The following is an 18,697-nucleotide window of genomic DNA, read 5'->3' as shown; positions in this document are numbered from 1 at the left end:
CCGCTGGGTGGCAGGAGGATAGGCCGCCTGCCCGCCATGAACGCACCGCAGTCTCTTACCGCCCTCCAAGCCGCCGCTGGCGCCCACGACGCCGAGGCGCCACGCCTGCGCGAGATCCCCTACAACTACACCTCCCTGTCCGATCGCGAGATCGTGCTGCGGCTGTTGGGCTCCCGGGCCTGGGACCTGCTGAACCTGCTGCGCGAAGAGCGCCGCACCGGCCGCTCGGCTCGCATGCTCTACGAGGTGTTGGGCGACATCTGGGTGGTGCAGCGCAACCCCTACCTGGAAGACGACCTGCTGGACAACCCCAAGCGGCGTGACCTGTTGATCGAGGCCCTGCAACACCGCCTGGGCGAGGTGCAAAAGCGCCGCAAGCCCGAGGCCGACGCCGTGCGCGACGCTTATGTGGGCGAGTTGCTGTCGCTGGCCCGGGGCGCCGTCAAGCGCTTTGCCGACCGCTTTGTCGATGTGCTGTTGCTGCGCGGCCGCTGCCGCAAGCTCTTGGGCAAGCACACGGCCAAAGACAACATCAAGTTTGACGGTCTCTCGCGTGTTTCCCATGTGACCGACGCCACCGACTGGCGGGTCGAGTACCCCTTTGTGGTGCTGACCCCTGACACCGAGGCCGAAATGGCCCACTTGGTGGCCGCTTGCGTGGAACTGGGCCTGACCATCATCCCGCGCGGCGGTGGCACCGGCTACACCGGTGGTGCTGTGCCGCTGACCTGGAAGAGCGCGGTCATCAACACCGAAAAGCTCGAACAGATGACCGAGGTCGAGCACGTCGAGCTGCCCGGCCTGGCGCAGCCCGTGCCCACCATCTGGACGGGCGCCGGGGTGGTGACCCAACGGGTCTCAGACGCCGCCGAGCGGGCCGGTTTTGTGTTTGCGGTCGACCCCACCAGCGCTGAGGCCTCTTGCGTGGGCGGCAACATCGCCATGAATGCCGGCGGCAAGAAGGCCGTGCTCTGGGGCACGGCGCTGGACAACCTGGCCTCTTGGAAGATGGTTACGCCGCAGGCCACCTGGCTGGAGGTGGTGCGCCTGGACCACAACCTGGGCAAGATCCACGACATTCCCATGGCCAGCTTCGAGCTGCGCCACTTTGACGCCAGTGGCAAAGTGCTGCAGCGCACCGAGCGCCTGGACATCCCCGGTCGCGTCTTCCGCAAAGAAGGCCTGGGCAAGGATGTGACGGACAAGTTCTTGGCGGGCCTGCCGGGCATCCAGAAAGAAGGCTGCGATGGCCTGATCACCAGCGCGCGCTGGGTGGTCCACCGCATGCCCAAGCAAACCCGCACGGTGTGCCTGGAGTTCTTTGGCAACCCCAAGGAGTGCGTGCCTTCCATCGTCGAGATCAAGAACTTCATGTTCTCGCTGATGCCGAAGCCCGGTGGCGAGAACAAGGAAGGACGGGGCCCCTCCCCCGTCCTGTTGGCGGGCCTGGAGCATCTGGACGACCGCTACCTCAAGGCCGTGGGCTATGCCACCAAAAGCAAGCGCGGCGGCTTGCCCAAGATGGTGCTGATCGGCGACATCGTGGGCGACGATGAAGACGCCGTGGCCCGCGCCACCAGCGAGGTCATCCGCCTGGCCAATGGCCGCTCGGGCGAGGGCTTTGTGGCCGTGTCGGCCGAGGCCCGTAAAAAGTTCTGGCTGGACCGCAAGCGCACGGCCGCTATCTCCAAGCACACTAACGCCTTCAAGGTGAATGAAGACGTGGTGATCCCGCTGGAGCGCATGGGCGAATACACCCTGGGCATTGAGCGCATCAACATCGAGCTGAGTCTGCGCAACAAGATTGCCTTGGCCGACAAGCTCAGCGCCTTCTTTGGCACCGGCCACTTGCCCCTGGGTAAGACCGATGACCCCAGCGACGTGCCCAGCACCGACGTGCTGGACGAGCGCTGCCAACGCGCGCTGGCGCTGGTGGCCGAAGCCCGCCAGCAGTGGCAGCAATGGATGGACGGGCTGGATGTGGTGCAGCCCGCCGCAGACGGCCAACCCGGCCGCAGCTTCTTTGACCAGATCCAAGACCAAAGCCTGCGCGCCTCTTGGAAGCGCCAGATCCTCAAGCCCCTGCAAACCGTGTTTGCGGGCGCGGTGTTTGCGCCGGTGCTGGAGGCTTGCAAGACCCTGCATAAAGAGGTGCTGCGCGGCCGCGTGTGGGTGGCGCTGCACATGCACGCGGGTGACGGCAATGTGCACACCAACATCCCCGTCAACTCCGACAACTACGAGATGCTGCAAACCGCCCACGAGGCGGTGGGCCGCATCATGGTTCTGGCCCGCAGCCTCAATGGCGTGATCTCGGGCGAGCACGGCATTGGCATCACCAAGCTGGAGTTTTTGACCGACGATGAGTTGGCCAACTTCACCGCCTACAAGGCCAAGGTCGACCCTGAAGGCCGCTTCAACAAAGGCAAGCTGCTGCGCGGTGCGGCACTCACGGGCCTGGGGCCTGATGTGCATGCGGCCGACCTGAGCCACGCCTACACGCCCAGCTTTGGCCTGATGGGGCATGAGTCGCTGATCATGCAGCAGAGCGACATTGGCGACATCGCCAACTCGGTCAAAGACTGCCTGCGCTGCGGCAAGTGCAAGCCGGTGTGCGCCACCCATGTGCCGCGCGCCAACTTGCTCTACAGCCCGCGCAACAAGATCCTGGCCACCTCGCTGCTGGTGGAGGCCTTTTTGTACGAAGAGCAAACCCGCCGGGGCGTGTCCATCAAGCACTGGGAAGAGTTTGAAGACGTGGCCGACCACTGCACGGTCTGCCACAAGTGCTTCAACCCCTGCCCGGTGAAGATCGACTTTGGCGATGTCTCCATGAACATGCGCAACCTCTTGCGCAAAATGGGGCAAAAGAGCTTCCGCCCGGGCAATGCAGCAGCCATGCTGATGCTCAACGCCACCAACCCGCAAACCATCAAGCTGGCGCGTGCCGCCATGGTGGGCGTGGGCATGAAAGCCCAGCGTTTTGCGCACGATGTGCTCAAGCTGGCGGCCCGCAAGCAGACCAGCGCCCCCCCGGCCACCGTGGGCACAGCACCCATCAAAGAGCAGGTCATCCACTTCATCAACAAGAAGATGCCCGGCGGCCTGCCCAAAAAGACCGCCCGTGCCTTGTTGGACATTGAAGACAAAGACTACGTGCCCATCATCCGCAATCCGGCCACCACCACGGTGGACTCGGAGGCGGTGTTCTACTTCCCCGGCTGCGGCTCCGAGCGCTTGTTCAGCCAAGTGGGCTTGGCCACCCAGGCCATGCTCTGGCACGCCGGGGTGCAGACGGTGCTGCCACCGGGCTACCTCTGCTGCGGTTACCCGCAGCGCGGGTCGGGCCAGTTTGATGTGGCCGAGAAGATGATCACCGACAACCGGGTGCTCTTCCACCGCGTGGCCAACACGCTGAACTACCTGGACATCAAGACCGTGGTGGTCTCGTGCGGCACCTGCTTTGACCAACTGCAGGGCTACAAGTTTGAAGAGATCTTCCCCGGCTGCCGCATCGTCGACATCCACGAGTTCTTGCTGGAGAAGGGCATCACCTTGCCGCAGGCCAACCAGCCGGGCGCGGGGGGTTATCTGTATCACGACCCCTGCCACAGCCCCATGAAGCAGCAAGACCCGATGAAGACGGTCAAGGCCTTGGTGGGCGAAGCGGTGGTTCAGTCCGCACGTTGCTGCGGTGAGTCGGGCACGCTGGGCGTCAGCCGCCCGGACATCTCCACGCAGGTTCGCTTCCGCAAAGAAGAAGAAATGCGCAAGGCTGAAACCGAGCTGCGGGCCACTGGCGCCGTGCCCGCGCAAGGCCCGGTGAAGATCCTCACCTCTTGCCCGAGCTGCCTGCAAGGCCTGTCGCGCTATGGCGACGACTTGCAGAATGGCCTGCTGGAGGCCGACTACATCGTGGTCGAAATGGCCAAGCAGATCTTGGGTGAGCAGTGGATGCCTGAGTACGTGCAACGCGCCAACAGCGGCGGTATTGAACGGGTGCTGGTCTGATGGCACGCCAACCCGGTTGCGAGCTGTGCGAGCAGATCGAATCCCCTGCCTGGGGCCTGGTGTATCGTGAGCCGGACCTCTGCGTCATCCGCGTCCTGGATGCCCCTGAGTTCCCCGCCTTCTACCGCGTGATCTGGAACGAGCATGTGGCCGAGTTGAGCGACCTGAGCGAGCTTCAGCGCGCGCGCTGCATGGCCGCTGTGGTGGCCGTTGAGCGGGTGCTGCGCGCTGAGCTGCAACCCACCAAGATCAACCTGGCTGCACTGGGCAATATGGTGCCGCACCTGCACTGGCATGTGATTGCCCGCTTCGACTGGGACGCCCAGTTCCCTCAGCCCATCTGGGGCCCGCGCCAGCGCAGCCCCGAGCCTTCTGCTGCAGAGCGCTTGGCCCGCGACTGGGCCGCGCTCGATACTCAGGTTCAGCAGGCCGTGGCCACCGCTTTGGCCACCCTTTCCAACGGACAACCCTCATGAGCAACGCCCCCCATCCCACCGCGCTGACCGTGCACCAAGCCACCCGCGTGCTGGAGATCGCTTTCTCCGACGGCAGCGAGTTCAAGATTCCCTTCGAGCTGATGCGCGTCTACAGCCCGTCGGCCGAAGTGCAAGGCCACGGCCCCGGCCAAGAAGTACTGCAATCCGGCAAGCGCCATGTGGGCATCAGTGGCGTCGCCCCCGTGGGCAATTACGGCATCCAGCCCACCTTTGACGATGGCCATGAGTCCGGCATCTTCACCTGGGAGACGCTCTACAAGTTGGGCAGTCAGCAAGAGGCGCTGTGGGCGCAATACGAAGAGCGCCTGGTGGCGGCAGGCGTCGACCGCGACGCGCCGATGGCGCCCAAGGCAGCGTCTGGCTGCGCATCGCACTGAGCAAAGAGGAACGCCTCATGTCGCAAACGCATTTCGGCTTTGAGACCGTGGACGAGGCCGTCAAGGCCAATAAGGTCAAAGGGGTGTTCGACTCCGTCGCGTCCAAATACGATGTGATGAACGACTTGATGTCCATGGGCATGCACCGCGCCTGGAAGGTCTACACCGTGGCCGTGGCCAACCTGCAGCCGGGCCAGAAGGCGCTGGACATCGCGGGGGGCACGGGCGACCTGGCCATGGCCTTCGCCAAGAGGGTCGGGCCCACGGGCATGGTGGTGCACACCGACATCAACGAGGCCATGCTGAGCACCGGCCGCGACCGCTTGCTGGACAAAGGCCTGGCCCTGCCCACCAACCTGTGCGACGCCGAGAAGCTGCCCTACCCAGAGGGTACGTTTGACCTGGTGAGCGTGGCCTTTGGCCTGCGCAACATGACCCACAAAGACGTGGCCCTGGCCGAGATGTGCCGCGTGCTCAAACCCGGTGGCCGCCTGCTGGTGCTGGAGTTCTCTAAGGTGGCTGCGCCGCTGCAAAAGCCTTATGACTGGTACTCCTTCAAAGTGCTGCCGCGCCTGGGTCAGATGGTGGCGGGCGATGCTGAAAGCTACCGTTACCTGGCCGAGTCCATCCGCATGCACCCCGACCAGGCCACCCTCAAGGGCATGATGAAGACTGCAGGCTTTGGCCATGTGGACGTGCACAACCTGACGGGCGGCGTGGTGGCGCTGCATGTGGGCATCAAGTGCTGATGTCTTGATGAATACCGCCACAGAGGCACAGAGCCACAGAGTGAGTGGTGGGCTCGCGGAGATGGGGGGCGCATGAAAAGAGTTTTGTTAACGGGTGCCACGGGCTATATCGGCTCCCACACTTGGGTGGCGCTCAAGGCCGCTGGCTTTGAGGTGGTGGGCTTGGATGATTTCTCCAACAGCTCGCCCCAAGTCTTGAACCGCCTGGCCGAGTTGATCGGCGAGCCCCCGATGTTTGTCCAAGGCGATGTCAACGACAGCGCGGCGCTGGATGCCCTGTTCGCCGCCCACACCATCGACGCCGTGGTGCACTTCGCAGCCTTCAAGGCCGTGGGTGAGTCCACCGCCCAGCCGCTCAAGTACTACGCCAACAACATCGGCGGCTTGGTCACAGTGCACCAAGCCATGGCCCGGGCTGGCGTGAAGAACTTTGTGTTCAGCTCCAGCGCCACCGTCTACGGTGAGCCGCAGTTCCTGCCCTACACCGAGGCCCACCCGCTGGCCGCAATGAATGTCTATGGCCGCACCAAGCTGATGGGCGAGCAGATTCTGCGCGACGCCGAAGCCGCCGACCCCGCGCTGAAGGTGGCCTATCTGCGCTACTTCAACCCGGTGGGCGCGCATGAAAGCGGCCGCATCGGCGAAGACCCGCGCGGCGTGCCCAACAACCTCATGCCCTATGTCACCCAAGTGGCCGTGGGCCGCCGGGAGCGCCTGGGTGTGTTTGGTGGCGACTACGACACCCCCGATGGCACTGGCGTGCGCGACTATCTGCACGTGATGGACCTGGCCGAAGGCCATGTGGCCGCCGTGTCTTACCTGCTGCGCGAGCAGCAGTCGCTGACCGTCAACCTGGGCACCGGCCAAGGCATCAGCGTGCTGGACTTGGTCAAGGCCTTCGAGCGCGCCTCGGGCCGCCCCATCCCCTACGACATCGCCCCCCGCCGCCCCGGCGATCTGCCCGCCTTCTGGGCCGACGCCACCTTGGCCCGCGACCGCCTAGGCTGGCAGGCCACCCGCAACCTCGACCAAATGTGCGCCGACAGCTGGCGCTGGCAACAGGCCAATCCGCAGGGGTTTGAGGGCTGAGGCCAGATTGCTTGGGGCCGGCGGTCGTTGACGGGCTTGGAGCGCAGGCCAATGTCCGCCGCTCTTTGCGGTGGTACCTGAAATTGGTACCATTGCTCCATGAAGAGAAGGCACCAACGCACACTGGAGTTGATCTTCGCCCACCCGACCAGCGCCAACGTCCCATGGAAAGACGTTGAAGCCTTGTTTCGGGAGCTGGGCGCCAAGGTCAGCGAGAGAGAAGGCAGCAGAGTTGCCGTCGTGCTGTTTGGCGAAGTGCGTGTCTTTCATCGGCCGCATCCTTCTCCGAATACCGACAAAGGCGCAGTGGCCAGTGTTCGGAAGTGGTTGGAGCAGCATGGAGTTTTGCCGTGAACACAATGACCTTGGATGGCTATCAGGCCAAGATTGAGTATGACGCCGACCTCGATTTGTTTCGAGGCGAAATTTTGGGCTTGAACGGTGGCGCAGATTTTCTGGGTAAGAACCCCAAGGAGCTTCGGGCTGAGTTCAAGAAGTCCTTGCAGGTTTTCCTGGAGGTCTGCCTGGAGCAGGGTATCGAGCCGCGCCGGAGTTACTCCGGAAAATTCAATGTTCGCATCCCGCCAGACCTGCATGAGCGATTGGCCATCGTCGCGCAGGCGGAAGGCAAGAGCATCAATGCTTTGGCTCAAGAAGCTTTGCAGCAGCGGGTTGCGGCCTGAATGAACTCTTCCAGTCCACTCATCGCAGAGAAGTTGCTGCGTGCCCGATCGCTCGACGGTGAGGAATGGGACATGCGAGTTTGTGTCTGGTCTCCCTCGCCTGCTGAACTGGCGACCTGGGCTTGCCAAGTCGAGATCACTCGGCTTTTCTCGCCACCGAAACCAATCTATGGCGAGGATTCTTGGCAAGCCCTGGCTCTCGCTTTGAAGTTCGCGGCGTCAGAGGTCCGAAGCTTTCTCGAAGGAGGCGGAACCCTCTATTGGCCCGAGCCTGCATCTGACGGAAGCCTTGAGCTGTTTCAGCTGTCCGACATTGATTAGGCCGTTAAGGGCAATGGCCCCCGGACCCAAACGTGCCCCCCTACAATCCCGCTCATGTCCAATCTGCTCGTCGACACCCTCGTCCCTGCGGCCACCGCACGCTTTGTTTTGCTGGCCAACCACGTGTTGATGGCAGCGCCGCCGGCCATGGGGCGGCTCAAGGCGCATAGCGGCCGTTGGCTGCGGGTCGAAGTCGAAGGCTGGCGCTTGCCCTTGCCGCCACCGCCCCCCTTGAGCCTGCGCCTGACCCCGGCGGGTCTGTTTGAGGCGCCTGAAGCCGGAGAGGCGGCACCCGAGGTGGTGGAGCTGCGTCTGACGGTCGATGCGTCTGACCCGCTGGCCGCAGCCAAGCAACTGGTGGCTGGGCAGATTCCCAACGTCCGCATTGAAGGCGATGTGGCCCTGGCGGCTGACATCAACTGGGTCCTGGCGAATGTGCGCTGGGACATTGCGGCTGATTTGGAGCGCGTGGCCGGCCCCGTCGTGGCCGAAGGCGCGAGCCGCGTGGCGGCTCAGCTGGGTGGGGTGGCGCAATCGCTGGCTCAGGGCTTGAGCAGCGTCGTTTCTGGCCTGGGGCGCAAGCCCTGAGCGCCGAGCAACTCGCACCATGAGATCCTGGGCGCGGCTGGGCCGCATCATCATCACCCTGATGCGCTATGGCGTGGATGACCTCGTCCTGGCCAATGCGCCTCAGCCCTGGATCAAGACCCTGCGTTGGTGCGTCACCCGAGGCCGTAGTTTTGAGGCCCCGCGCGGTGAGCGGCTGCGCTTGGCGCTAGAGGCGCTGGGGCCGATCTTCATCAAGTTCGGGCAGGTGCTCTCCACCCGGCGCGACCTGGTGCCGCTGGACATTGCCGACGAGTTGGCGCGTCTGCAAGACAAGGTGCCGCCGATTGCCTCTGAGCAGGCGCTGGCGTTGATCCGCCAGGGCTTGGGCCGGCCGCTGGACGAGGTGTTTGCGCACATCGAGGCCGAGCCCGTGGCCAGCGCCTCGATTGCGCAGGTTCACTTTGCGACCTTGCATGATGGCCGCGAGGTGGCCGTCAAGGTGCTGCGGCCGGGCATGCTGTCGGTGATTGATGACGACCTGTCGCTCTTGCATGTGCTGGCCCGCTGGGTGGAGCGCCTGAGTGCCGATGGCCGCCGTCTGCGCCCGCGCGAGGTGGTGTCGGAGTTTGACGGCTATCTGCACGATGAGCTCGACCTGGTGCGAGAGGCCTCCAACTCGGCCCAGTTGCGCCGCAATATGGCGGACCTGCCGCTGATCATGGTGCCCGAGATGCACTGGAACTTGTGCACCGAGACGGTGATGGTGATGCAGCGCATGCACGGCGTGCCCATCAGCCAGGTGCAGCGCCTGCGCGAGGCGGGGGTGGACATCGCCAAGCTGGCGCGCGACGGCGTCACCATCTTTTTCACCCAGGTGTTCCGGGATGGCTTTTTCCATGCCGACATGCACCCGGGCAACATCCAGGTGAGCTTGGCGCCCGAGACCTTTGGCCGCTACATCGCGCTGGACTTCGGCATCATCGGCACGCTGACCGAGAACGACAAGCAGTACCTGGCGCAGAACTTCATCGCCTTCTTCCGTCGCGACTACAAGCGCGTGGCCGAGCTGCATGTGGAAAGCGGCTGGGTGCCGCCTGACACCCGTGTGGATGCCCTGGAGCAAGCCGTGCGCGCCGTCTGCGAGCCGCATTTCGATAGGCCGCTCAAAGAAATCTCCTTGGGCCAGGTGCTGATGCGCCTGTTCCAAACCTCGCGCCGCTTCAATGTCGAGATTCAGCCGCAACTGGTGCTGCTGCAAAAAACTTTGCTGAACGTGGAAGGCCTGGGGCGCGAGCTGGACCCCGAGCTCGACCTCTGGGCCACCGCCAAGCCTTTTTTGGAGCGCTGGATGAACGAGCAAGTGGGTTGGCGCGCGCTGCTGCGCCAACTGCAGGCCGAAGCCCCGCGCTACGCCCAACTGCTGCCCGAACTGCCCCGCCTGCTGCACGCCAGCCTGCAAGCCCGCACCCCTGACCACACCGCTTTGCTGCAAGACCTGCTGCATGAGCAGCGCCGAACCAACCGCTTGGTGCGCGGCGTGATCATCGCCATCGTGGGTTTTGTGGTGGGCGTGCTGGCGGCGCGGTGGTGGATGGCGCTGTTGCATTGAGCCCATGTCGCTCCACAGGGGGCCAAGGTCTGGCTGGCCTCTGGCTACACTGTGAGGCAATTTTTTTCACACCATCAATGAGCATCGTTGGACGAGGAGTCGTGCCGTGTTGATCACCTTTGTCGCTGTTTATCTCGCTGTCACCATTGCCATCGGTCTGATGGCCGCACGCCGGGTGCATGGCAGCACTGACTTTTTGGTGGCGGGCCGCAGCCTGCCGCTCTACATGAATGTGGCCACGGTGTTTGCCACCTGGTTTGGGGCGGAAACCGTGCTGTCGGTGTCGGCCACCTTTGCTAAAGACGGCTTGAATGGCATCCCGGGCGACCCCTTTGGTGCCACGGTCTGCCTGGTGCTCGCGGCGCTGTTGTTCGCGCGGCTGTTCTACAGCTTGAACTTGTTGACCATTGGCGACTTCTACAAAGTGCGCTATGGCAAGAGCGTGGAGGTGCTGACCAGCGTGGCCATTGTGCTGTCCTACCTGGGCTGGACATCGGCCCAACTCACGGCGCTGGGCTTGGTCATCCACGTGCTGTCCAGCGGCGCTATCGAGCTGAATCACGCCATCATGCTGGGGGCGGTGGTGGTGCTGGTCTACACCGTGTTCGGCGGCATGTGGTCGGTGGCCTTCACCGACTTGTTCCAAACCGTGATCATCGTGGTCGGCTTGTTCTTGGTGGCCGGTTTGGTCGGCGGGCAAGCGGGCGGCATGGAGAAGGTGTTGGCCCAAGCCGCTGCCGATGGCAAGTTTGTAATGTTCCCGGCGGACATGGATGCAACGGCTTGGTGGGCCATGGCGGGGGTGTTTTTTGCGTTTGCCTTTGGTTCCATTCCGCAGCAAGACGTGTTTCAGCGCATGACCAGCGCGAAAGATGAGAAGACAGCGGTCAGAGGCACGCTTATAGGCGCATCGGTGTACTTTCTGATGGCCTTTGTGCCCATCTACATCGCCTATGCCGCGCTGGTGGCCCACCCAGAGCTTAAGGAGTTGTTCAATTCTGAGGACGCTCGTGAGATTCAACGCATCTTGCCTGACCTGGTCTTGGGCAAGATGCCGCTGTGGGCCCAGGTGATGTTCTTCGGTGCTCTGTTGTCGGCCATTTTGTCCACAGCCAGCGGCGCGATCTTGGCCCCAACTGCTACCTTCACTGAAAACATCTTGCGGCCTTTTGTGCCGAACATGGGTGACCGTCAGTTCCTGTTGACTATGCGCATCATCTTGGTCACCTTCACCTCTTTCGCCTTGCTGTTCGCCCTGAACAGCCAAAGCACCATGTACGAAATGGTCCAGAACGCCTACAACGTCACCTTGACGGGCGCGTTTGTGCCGCTGGTGGCCGGGGCCTTCTGGAAGCGGGCCAATACGCAAGGTGCTTTGTTGTCGGTGGTGTTGGGGGTCGGCACTTGGCTCATCTTGGATCAGTTGAAAATTGAAACTATGGTCCCCGCTAATTTGTTGGGTCTCGCCGCCTCTGCCGTGGGCATGCTGGTCGGCAGCTTCGCCCCGGAGCTGATCAAACATAAAGGCCATTCCATTGAAACGGCCCTGCACATGGCCAAGGCGGCCGCGGCCAAACACTGAGTGAAGCGCTAAAAAAGGCCACCCTCTATAATCGAGGGTTTTCTCGGCCTTTTGAACCTTCAAGACTGCCATGCCAATTTACGCCTACAAGTGCGGAGCCTGTGGCCATCAGCAGGATGTGCTGCAGAAGATGTCCGATGCACCGCTGACCGTGTGTCCGCACTGCGGTGCTGAGCAATTCCAGAAACAGCTGACGGCTGCGGGCTTTCAGCTCAAGGGCTCGGGCTGGTACGCCACCGACTTTAAAGGTGGTGGCGCCACGTCCGCGCCGGCAGCCGCAAGCACTGCGGCCACTGGTGCAGCAGCCAGCGCATCGTCAGAGTCTGCCGCTGCAGCCCCATCGGGTGGCACGCCCTGTGGCGGTTCTTGCGCCTGCCATTGAGCCTGGGGCTCAGGGCCGCGCTCTGTGTTCCACCGGCCTGCCCCTGATGCCCATGCCCTCTTGCCGCGAGTTTGACCCCCTGTGAAAAAGTACCTCATTGCTGGCCTGCTGACTTGGATGCCCTTGGCCATCACCATCTGGGTGATGCTTTGGGTGGTCGGCCTCATGGACGGCATGTTCAATGCGGTGCTGAGCCTGTTCGGTACCTTGGTGCCCGGCCTGGCGCAGCTCAAGGACATTCCTGGCCTGGGCGTTCTGGTCACGCTGGCGGCGATGCTGCTGACGGGCATGTTCGTGACCAATATTTTTGGTCAGTGGTGGGTGCAGCAGTGGGACAGGCTGCTCAACCGCATTCCCATCGTCAAGTCCATTTACAGCTCGGTCAAACAGGTCTCCGACACCCTGTTCTCCAGCAGCGGCAATGCCTTTCGTGAAGCGGTGTTGGTGCAATACCCGCGTGAAGGCTCTTGGACCATTGCCTTTGTAACGGGCCGCCCCAGCGGTGAAGTGGCCGCTCATTTGGTGGGTGAGCATGTCAGCTTGTATGTGCCCACCACGCCCAACCCCACCTCGGGCTTCTTCTTGATGATGCCCAAGAGCAGCATCAAGCCGCTGGACATGAGCGTGGATGCAGCCCTCAAATACATCATCTCCATGGGCGTGGTCGCGCCCCCGGCTGGCGCGGTGGCGCAGCCGGAGGAGGCCGACCCCAATCGACGGGGCTGAAGGCTGCTCGGCAGGCCCTCAGCCCTGAGTGCTCACGCACCCACCGCCTCTCCATCCCCTTGCTGCGCGGCGCCTTTGCTGCGCACTTCACCGAATTCAATGCACAGGAGTGCCCCATGAGAACAACCTACTGCGGCCTGGTCAGCGAAGCGCTGATGGACCAAACCGTGACCTTGATGGGCTGGGCCCATCGTCGCCGTGACCACGGCGGTGTGATCTTCATTGACCTGCGTGACCGCGAAGGCCTGGTGCAGATCGTCTGCGACCCCGACCGCGCCGACATGTTCAAGACCGCCGAAGGCGTGCGCAACGAGTTCTGCCTGAAGGTCATCGGCAAGGTCCGTGCGCGGCCTGCCGGTACTGAAAACGCCAACCTGGTGTCCGGCAAGATCGAAGTGCTCTGCCATGAGCTGGAAGTGCTGAACCCCTCGGTGACGCCCCCGTTCCAGTTGGACGACGACAACCTCAGCGAGACCGTGCGCCTGACGCACCGCGTGCTCGACCTGCGCCGCCCGCAGATGCAGAAGAACCTGATGCTGCGCTACCGCGTGGCCATGGAAGTGCGCAAGTTCTTGGACGCCCAAGGCTTTGTGGACATCGAGACCCCGATGCTCACCAAGAGCACGCCCGAAGGCGCGCGCGACTACCTGGTGCCCAGCCGCGTGCACGACGGCCAGTTCTTTGCGCTGCCGCAGTCGCCGCAGTTGTTCAAGCAGTTGCTGATGGTCTCGGGCTTCGACCGCTACTACCAGATCACCAAGTGCTTCCGCGACGAAGACCTGCGCGCTGACCGCCAGCCCGAATTCACCCAGATCGATATCGAGACCTCCTTCCTCACCGAAGAAGAGATCCGCTCGATGTTCGAGGGCATGATCCGCACCGTCTTCAAGAACGCCATCAACGTCGACCTGCCCGCCTACCCGGTGATGAGCTACGCCGATGCGATGTTCAAGTACGGCTCGGACAAGCCCGACCTGCGCGTCAAGCTCGAGTTCACCGAGCTGACCGAGGTGATGAAGGACGTGGACTTCAAGGTCTTCTCTGGCCCCGCCACCACCCCTGGTGGCCGCGTGGTGGCCCTGCGCATCCCAGGTGGTGCCGAGATGAGCCGTGGCGAGATCGACGGCTACACCGAGTTTGTCAAGATCTACGGCGCCAAGGGCCTGGCCTGGATCAAGGTCAACGACATCGCCAAGGGCCGTGAAGGCCTGCAATCGCCGGTGGTCAAGAACCTGCACGATGCGGCCATTGCCGAGATCCTGAAGCGCACCGGCGCCCAGGACGGCGACCTGCTGTTCTTCGGCGCCGACAAGGCCAAGATCGTCAACGACGCCATCGGCGCGCTGCGCATCAAGGTCGGCCATTCCGAGTTCGGCAAGTCCAAGGGCTTGTTCGACGACGTGTGGGCACCGCTGTGGGTGGTCGACTTCCCGATGTTCGAGCACGACGAAGAGAACGACCGCTGGGCGGCCGTGCATCACCCCTTCACCGCGCCCAAGGACGGCCACGAGAACCTGATGGACACCGACCCCGGTGCGTGCATCGCCAAGGCCTACGACATGGTGCTGAACGGCTGGGAGCTGGGTGGTGGCTCCATCCGTATCCACCGCGCCGAGGTGCAGAGCAAGGTTTTCAGCGCGCTGAAGATCACGCCCGAAGACGCCAAGGTCAAGTTCGGCTTCTTGCTGGACGCGCTGCAATACGGCGCGCCCCCGCACGGTGGCCTGGCCTTCGGTTTGGACCGCCTCATCACCCTGATGACCAAGGCCGAGTCCATCCGCGACGTGATCGCCTTCCCCAAGACCCAGCGCGCCCAGTGCCTGCTGACGGGCGCTCCGTCCATGGTCGACGAGAAGCAGTTGCGCGAGTTGCACATCCGCCTGCGCAACGCCCAGCCAGCGGCTTGAGCGGCAGCTATTGGCCGATGATCAAAGGGGCTCTTCGGAGCCCCTTTTTCTTGGTCACACAGCGGCCGAGATAGCATCGCGACATGCTGACACCTGCTGCAATGCCCCCTGATCCACGCCCGCCCAAGATCCCAGAGTCTGTGCTGGTGGTCATCTACACCCCGGCTTTGGACGTGCTGCTGATCGAGCGGGCCGATGCGCCGGGCTTTTGGCAGAGCGTGACCGGCTCCAAAGACAGCTTAGAGGAGCCCTGGCAAGAGACCTGCGTGCGCGAGGTCGAGGAAGAGACGGGCATCGTCGTCGGCAGCCCCGAGGTGCCGCTCTCGGCCCTGCAAGACTGGGCGCTGGCCAATGTGTATGAGATCTACCCGCGCTGGCGCCACCGCTATGCGCCGGGGGTGACGCACAACACCGAGCGTGTGTTTGGCCTGTGCGTGCCCAGTGGCACGCCGGTGCGCCTAGCACCACGCGAGCACACCGCTTACCAATGGCTGCCCTGGCGCGAGGCGGCGGACCGCTGCTTCTCGCCCTCGAACGCCGAAGCCGTGCTGCACCTGCAGCGCTGGGCAGCGGCCACCGAAGAGGGCTGAGCCATGCCGCGTGTGTTTCGCCACAGCACCCAAGCGCCCAGCACCCTATACACCAGCCAGGTCTTGCGGGTGGCCACCTACAACATCCACAAGGGCGTGCGCGGCATTGGCCCGCGCAAGCGGCTGGAGATCCACAACCTGGGCTTGGGGGTGGAGGCGCTGGACGCCGACATCATTTGCCTGCAAGAAGTGCGGCTGTTCCATGCCCGCGAGGCCAAGCACTTTGACCGCACTTGGTTTGGCTGGCCTGAAGAAGGCCAGGCTGACTTCTTAGCCCCTGATGGTTACGCCTCGGCCTACCGCACCAACGCGGTGACGCGGCACGGCGAGCATGGCAATGCCTTGCTGGCGCGCTGGCCCTTGGGCGAGGTGGGGCACCATGATGTGTCCGACCATCGCTTTGAGCAGCGCGGCCTGCTGCATGTGCCGGTGCGCTGGCAAGGCACCGAGGTGCATGTGGTGGTGGCCCACTTTGGCCTGATCCATGCCAGCCGCGTGCGCCAGGTGCAGCGCTTGAAGGCTTTTTTAGAGCGCGAGGTGCCTGCCCACGCGCCGCTGTTAGTGGCTGGTGATTTCAACGATTGGGGTGAGCGACTCAACCGGCCCATGGAGGCCCTGGGCCTGAGCCGTGCCGTGGCCCCAGTGGGGCGCCCCAACCAGCGGGTGACGTTTCCATCGCTGGTCCCGGTGTTTGCGCTGGATCGGGTCTACACCCGGGGCTTTCGTTGCTTGGGCACCCATGTTCCTCGGGGCACAGCCTGGGCGCGCATGTCCGACCACCTGCCCCTCATCGTTGAGCTGGAGCTGAGCTGATGGCCTCCCCGCCGCCTCCGCCGCCCTTGGCGCTCGCCGGCACGGCGGCCCGGCTCAAGGCCTGGCGCAGTGGTGAGCCCTTGGGCTGGCTGGGCGGCAACCAAGTGCACTTGCTGCGCGGTGGCGACACCTTGTTCCCGGCCATGATCGAGGCCATCGCCCAGGCGCGCGACAGCGTGTGGCTGGCCACCTATATCTTTCACGACGACCCTCAGGCCCAACAGTTGGCCGAGGCCTTGGCCGCAGCGGCCCGCCGGGGCGTGGCCGTCAAAGTGGTGGTGGATGGTTTTGGCACCAACCGCACACTGGACCAAGTGCAAGCCTGGCTGTTAGAGGCCGGCGTTGCTTTGACGGTATTCCGGCCCCTGACACGGTGGTGGAACTGGCTGCAACCCGGGCAATTGCGGCGCCTGCACCAAAAGCTGTGCGTGGTGGACGACGCACTGGGCTTTGTGGGCGGCATCAACGTGATCGGCGATAGGCTGGACATGAACCACGGCCCCACCGAGGAGCCGCGCCTGGACTTTGCCGTGGCCGTGCGGGGGCCGCTGGTGGCAGACATCAGCCAGGCCACCCGCAGTGTCTGGACGCGTGCAGCCATGGGCCAGCAATGGCGGCAAGAGGTGCAGGCCGTCTGGCGGGGAGCAGAGCCGCTGAAGGCGGCGCGCGAGCTGTGGCGGGAATGGCGCCGCAGCAGCCGCCAGCGCACAGCGGGGCAGGCCGCAGAGGCCCAGCAGCCGATGCGGGCCGCCCTGGTGGTGCGCGACAACCTGCGCCAGCGCCGCAGCATCGAGCGCGCCTACATCGAAGCCATCCAAAGCGCCCGCACCCGGGTTGACTTGGTCACGCCGTATTTCTACCCAGGCCAAAACTTTCGGCGCGCACTCATTGCGGCGGCGCGGCGCGGCGCACAAGTCCGGCTGATCTTGCAAGGCAAGGTGGACTATCGCATCGCAGGCTTGGCCGCACGTGTGCTCTACAACGAGCTGCTGGCTGAAGGCGTAGAAATCTACGAGTACATGCCAGCGTTCTTGCATGCCAAGGTGGCGGTGGTGGATGAGGCCTGGGCCACGGTGGGCAGCTCCAACATTGACCCGCTGTCGCTCTTGCTGAACTTAGAAGCCAATGTCGTGGTGCAAGATGCTGAGTTTGCGCGCGAGGTTGCCGCTGAGTTGGCCCAGGCCCGTGCGGCATCGCAGCAAGTGCTGCCCGGCAGCTATGCGCCAGGCCCGGCCGCCGTGCTGGGCCGCGCACTGGTGGCGTGGGTGGCCCACTGGTACTTGCGCATGGCGGGCTTGTCGGGGCGTTACTGACCTTCACTTACACTGACGACCGTTTTGCGGGGCCTCCTCGTGCCCCTGGGTGTCAGCCATGGATGTTGTGAATTCTTTGATCGCGGTGCTGGTGGGCTATGCCATCGGCTCGCTCTCGTTCGCCGTGATCGTCTCGCGGCTCATGGGCTTGAATGACCCGCGCTCTTATGGCTCGGGCAACCCCGGTGCCACCAATGTGCTGCGCTCGGGCAACCGCAAGGCGGCCATCCTGACGCTGGTGTTTGATGCGCTCAAGGGCTATGTGCCGGTGCTGGTGGCGTTGTGGCTGATGCCGCGTTTTGGCTGGGGCGCCAGCACCGTCGCCTTTGTGGGCTTGGCGGCCTTCTTGGGGCACCTCTGGCCGGTGTTCTTTAACTTCCAGGGTGGCAAGGGCGTGGCCACGGCGGCTGGCGTGCTGCTGGCCATTAACCCCATCCTCGGGGCAGCCACCTTGGGCACCTGGTTGATCGTGGCCGTTTTCACGCGGTACTCGTCGCTCGCAGCCATCGTGGCGGCACTGTTCGCCCCGTTTTACCAACTGCTGATTTGGGGCCCCTCTTTGATGGTGCTGCCCATCGCCATCATGAGCCTGCTGCTGGTGTGGCGCCACGAAGCCAACATTCGCAAGCTGATGGCCGGCACTGAAAGCCGCATTGGCCAAAAGGCGGCCGGTGCGGCACCAGATGCCCCAGCCGCTCCCCCAGATTCTCACACTCATGCCCAGCGCAAAGGAAACACTGAATGACGACCGCTTCCATCCAACGCTTTGACGTCGGCCCTCGCATGTCGGAGATGGCCGTGCACAACGGCGTGGTCTACCTGGCCGGCCAAGTGGCCGAAGACGGCTCCCAAGACATCACCGGCCAAACCCAGCAAGTGCTGGCCGCCGTGGATGCCCTGCTGGCCCGCGCGGGCAGCGACAAGAGCAAGATCCTGCGCGCGCAAATCTTCTTGGTCGACCTGGCCGACTTCGCCGCCATGAACGCCGTGTGGGAGCAGTGGGTGGTGCCCGGCCACACCCCCCCGCGTGCCACCGTGCAAGCCGCTTTGGCGCGCCCGGAGTGGAAGATTGAAGTGGTGGTGACGGCGGCTGTGTAAGGCCTGCGTTCCTCAAATGAGAAGGGCTCCCTCGGGAGCCCTTTGTCATGCCGTACCAGTTCAGGTTTGTCGCCCACCTAAGGGTCCATGCGACGCCTACCTTGGCAGTGTCAGCGGCGACGGGCCCGAGCCCCACTCAATCTGAGGGTTACTGCCCATCCTGTCCTCCCTCCAAAGCGTGACCGCCCGGGGCTATAGTGCTGTGCAGCCCTGCGCCAAAATGCCGATCTGTTAACGCTGTATGTTCATCCAGTTTGAAGCGCAATACGTCAGCATCGACAAGCACTTAGAGGCTGGTCACACAGCCTGTTGCTGGCGACTGGGTTTTTTCGGGCGACAGGCATCTGTCTCCACATAAAAAAGTTCCCTTGAGCCACTGCTCGGGAAGGGCCAATAGTCTA

General features: G+C 63.7%; 19 protein-coding genes. All 19 read left to right on the top strand.

What is annotated here, in order from left to right; genetic code table 11:
* The first annotated feature begins 36 nt into the window (after positions 1–36).
* The 19 genes from ACIQ3Q_RS10300 to ACIQ3Q_RS10210 all read left to right on the top strand — a co-directional run bounded on the left by ACIQ3Q_RS10300 (position 37) and on the right by ACIQ3Q_RS10210 (position 18,296).
* Positions 37–4,011, top strand: coding sequence for a DUF3683 domain-containing protein (locus ACIQ3Q_RS10300; RefSeq protein ID WP_396268987.1), 3,975 nt, complete (start codon positions 37–39; stop codon positions 4,009–4,011).
* The gene (locus ACIQ3Q_RS10295; protein WP_396268986.1) at positions 4,011–4,487 is read left to right on the top strand and encodes an HIT family protein; all 477 of its coding nucleotides are present in this window, start codon (positions 4,011–4,013) and stop codon (positions 4,485–4,487) included. The genes ACIQ3Q_RS10300 and ACIQ3Q_RS10295 overlap by 1 nt, the downstream gene beginning before the upstream one ends.
* Entirely contained in the window at positions 4,484–4,885 is a 402-nt protein-coding gene (locus ACIQ3Q_RS10290) for a gamma-butyrobetaine hydroxylase-like domain-containing protein (protein WP_396268985.1), read from the top strand. Before ACIQ3Q_RS10295 ends, ACIQ3Q_RS10290 begins: the two co-directional genes overlap by 4 nt.
* 17 nt (positions 4,886–4,902) lie before the next feature.
* Positions 4,903–5,634 (top strand): bifunctional demethylmenaquinone methyltransferase/2-methoxy-6-polyprenyl-1,4-benzoquinol methylase UbiE, encoded by a 732-nt coding sequence (gene ubiE, locus ACIQ3Q_RS10285; protein WP_396268984.1) that lies wholly within the window; start codon positions 4,903–4,905, stop codon positions 5,632–5,634.
* 72 nt (positions 5,635–5,706) lie between these two features.
* On the top strand, positions 5,707–6,723 hold the full coding sequence (gene galE, locus ACIQ3Q_RS10280) for a UDP-glucose 4-epimerase GalE (RefSeq protein ID WP_396268983.1): 1,017 nt from the start codon (positions 5,707–5,709) through the stop codon (positions 6,721–6,723).
* A 99-nt stretch (positions 6,724–6,822) separates the two neighbouring features.
* On the top strand, positions 6,823–7,077 hold the full coding sequence (locus tag ACIQ3Q_RS10275; protein ID WP_396268982.1) for a type II toxin-antitoxin system HicA family toxin: 255 nt from the start codon (positions 6,823–6,825) through the stop codon (positions 7,075–7,077).
* Between the two features lie 5 nt (positions 7,078–7,082).
* Positions 7,083–7,406, top strand: coding sequence for a type II toxin-antitoxin system HicB family antitoxin (locus ACIQ3Q_RS10270; RefSeq protein ID WP_396269030.1), 324 nt, complete (start codon positions 7,083–7,085; stop codon positions 7,404–7,406).
* The gene (locus ACIQ3Q_RS10265) at positions 7,407–7,727 is read left to right on the top strand and encodes a DUF6968 family protein (protein ID WP_396268981.1); all 321 of its coding nucleotides are present in this window, start codon (positions 7,407–7,409) and stop codon (positions 7,725–7,727) included.
* A gap of 54 nt (positions 7,728–7,781) precedes the next feature.
* Complete coding sequence (locus ACIQ3Q_RS10260; protein WP_396268980.1) at positions 7,782–8,315, top strand: hypothetical protein; 534 nt, start codon at positions 7,782–7,784, stop codon at positions 8,313–8,315.
* A gap of 19 nt (positions 8,316–8,334) precedes the next feature.
* Positions 8,335–9,885, top strand: a complete 1,551-nt coding sequence (gene ubiB / locus ACIQ3Q_RS10255; protein WP_396268979.1) for a ubiquinone biosynthesis regulatory protein kinase UbiB — start codon at positions 8,335–8,337, stop codon at positions 9,883–9,885.
* Between the two features lie 106 nt (positions 9,886–9,991).
* Positions 9,992–11,467 carry a sodium:solute symporter family protein gene (locus ACIQ3Q_RS10250; RefSeq protein ID WP_396268978.1) on the top strand — a complete coding sequence of 492 codons (1,476 nt, stop codon included), beginning with the start codon at positions 9,992–9,994 and terminating at the stop codon, positions 11,465–11,467.
* Between the two features lie 70 nt (positions 11,468–11,537).
* Positions 11,538–11,849 carry an FmdB family zinc ribbon protein gene (locus ACIQ3Q_RS10245; protein ID WP_396268977.1) on the top strand — a complete coding sequence of 104 codons (312 nt, stop codon included), beginning with the start codon at positions 11,538–11,540 and terminating at the stop codon, positions 11,847–11,849.
* Positions 11,850–11,930: 81 nt separating this feature from the next.
* Positions 11,931–12,575: a DUF502 domain-containing protein gene (locus ACIQ3Q_RS10240; protein WP_396268976.1), complete on the top strand. Its 645-nt coding sequence runs from the start codon at positions 11,931–11,933 to the stop codon at positions 12,573–12,575.
* 116 nt (positions 12,576–12,691) lie between these two features.
* A complete protein-coding gene (gene aspS, locus ACIQ3Q_RS10235) occupies positions 12,692–14,482 on the top strand; it encodes an aspartate--tRNA ligase (protein ID WP_396268975.1) in 1,791 nt (596 codons plus the stop codon).
* 101 nt (positions 14,483–14,583) lie between these two features.
* Positions 14,584–15,072 (top strand): dihydroneopterin triphosphate diphosphatase, encoded by a 489-nt coding sequence (gene nudB, locus ACIQ3Q_RS10230; protein ID WP_396268974.1) that lies wholly within the window; start codon positions 14,584–14,586, stop codon positions 15,070–15,072.
* 3 nt (positions 15,073–15,075) lie between these two features.
* On the top strand, positions 15,076–15,885 hold the full coding sequence (locus tag ACIQ3Q_RS10225; protein WP_396268973.1) for an endonuclease/exonuclease/phosphatase family protein: 810 nt from the start codon (positions 15,076–15,078) through the stop codon (positions 15,883–15,885).
* Positions 15,885–17,198, top strand: a complete 1,314-nt coding sequence (gene clsB / locus ACIQ3Q_RS10220; protein WP_396268972.1) for a cardiolipin synthase ClsB — start codon at positions 15,885–15,887, stop codon at positions 17,196–17,198. The genes ACIQ3Q_RS10225 and clsB overlap by 1 nt, the downstream gene beginning before the upstream one ends.
* A 67-nt stretch (positions 17,199–17,265) precedes the next feature.
* Positions 17,266–17,943: a glycerol-3-phosphate 1-O-acyltransferase PlsY gene (gene plsY, locus ACIQ3Q_RS10215; protein ID WP_396268971.1), complete on the top strand. Its 678-nt coding sequence runs from the start codon at positions 17,266–17,268 to the stop codon at positions 17,941–17,943.
* Entirely contained in the window at positions 17,940–18,296 is a 357-nt protein-coding gene (locus ACIQ3Q_RS10210; protein ID WP_396268970.1) for a RidA family protein, read from the top strand. The genes plsY and ACIQ3Q_RS10210 overlap by 4 nt, the downstream gene beginning before the upstream one ends.
* Positions 18,297–18,697 lie beyond the last annotated feature (401 nt).

Source organism: Ideonella sp. (genome assembly GCF_044358605.1).
In the GTDB taxonomy this organism is placed as follows: domain Bacteria; phylum Pseudomonadota; class Gammaproteobacteria; order Burkholderiales; family Burkholderiaceae_C; genus Ideonella.
This window is presented reverse-complemented; position numbering and strand designations above follow the sequence as displayed.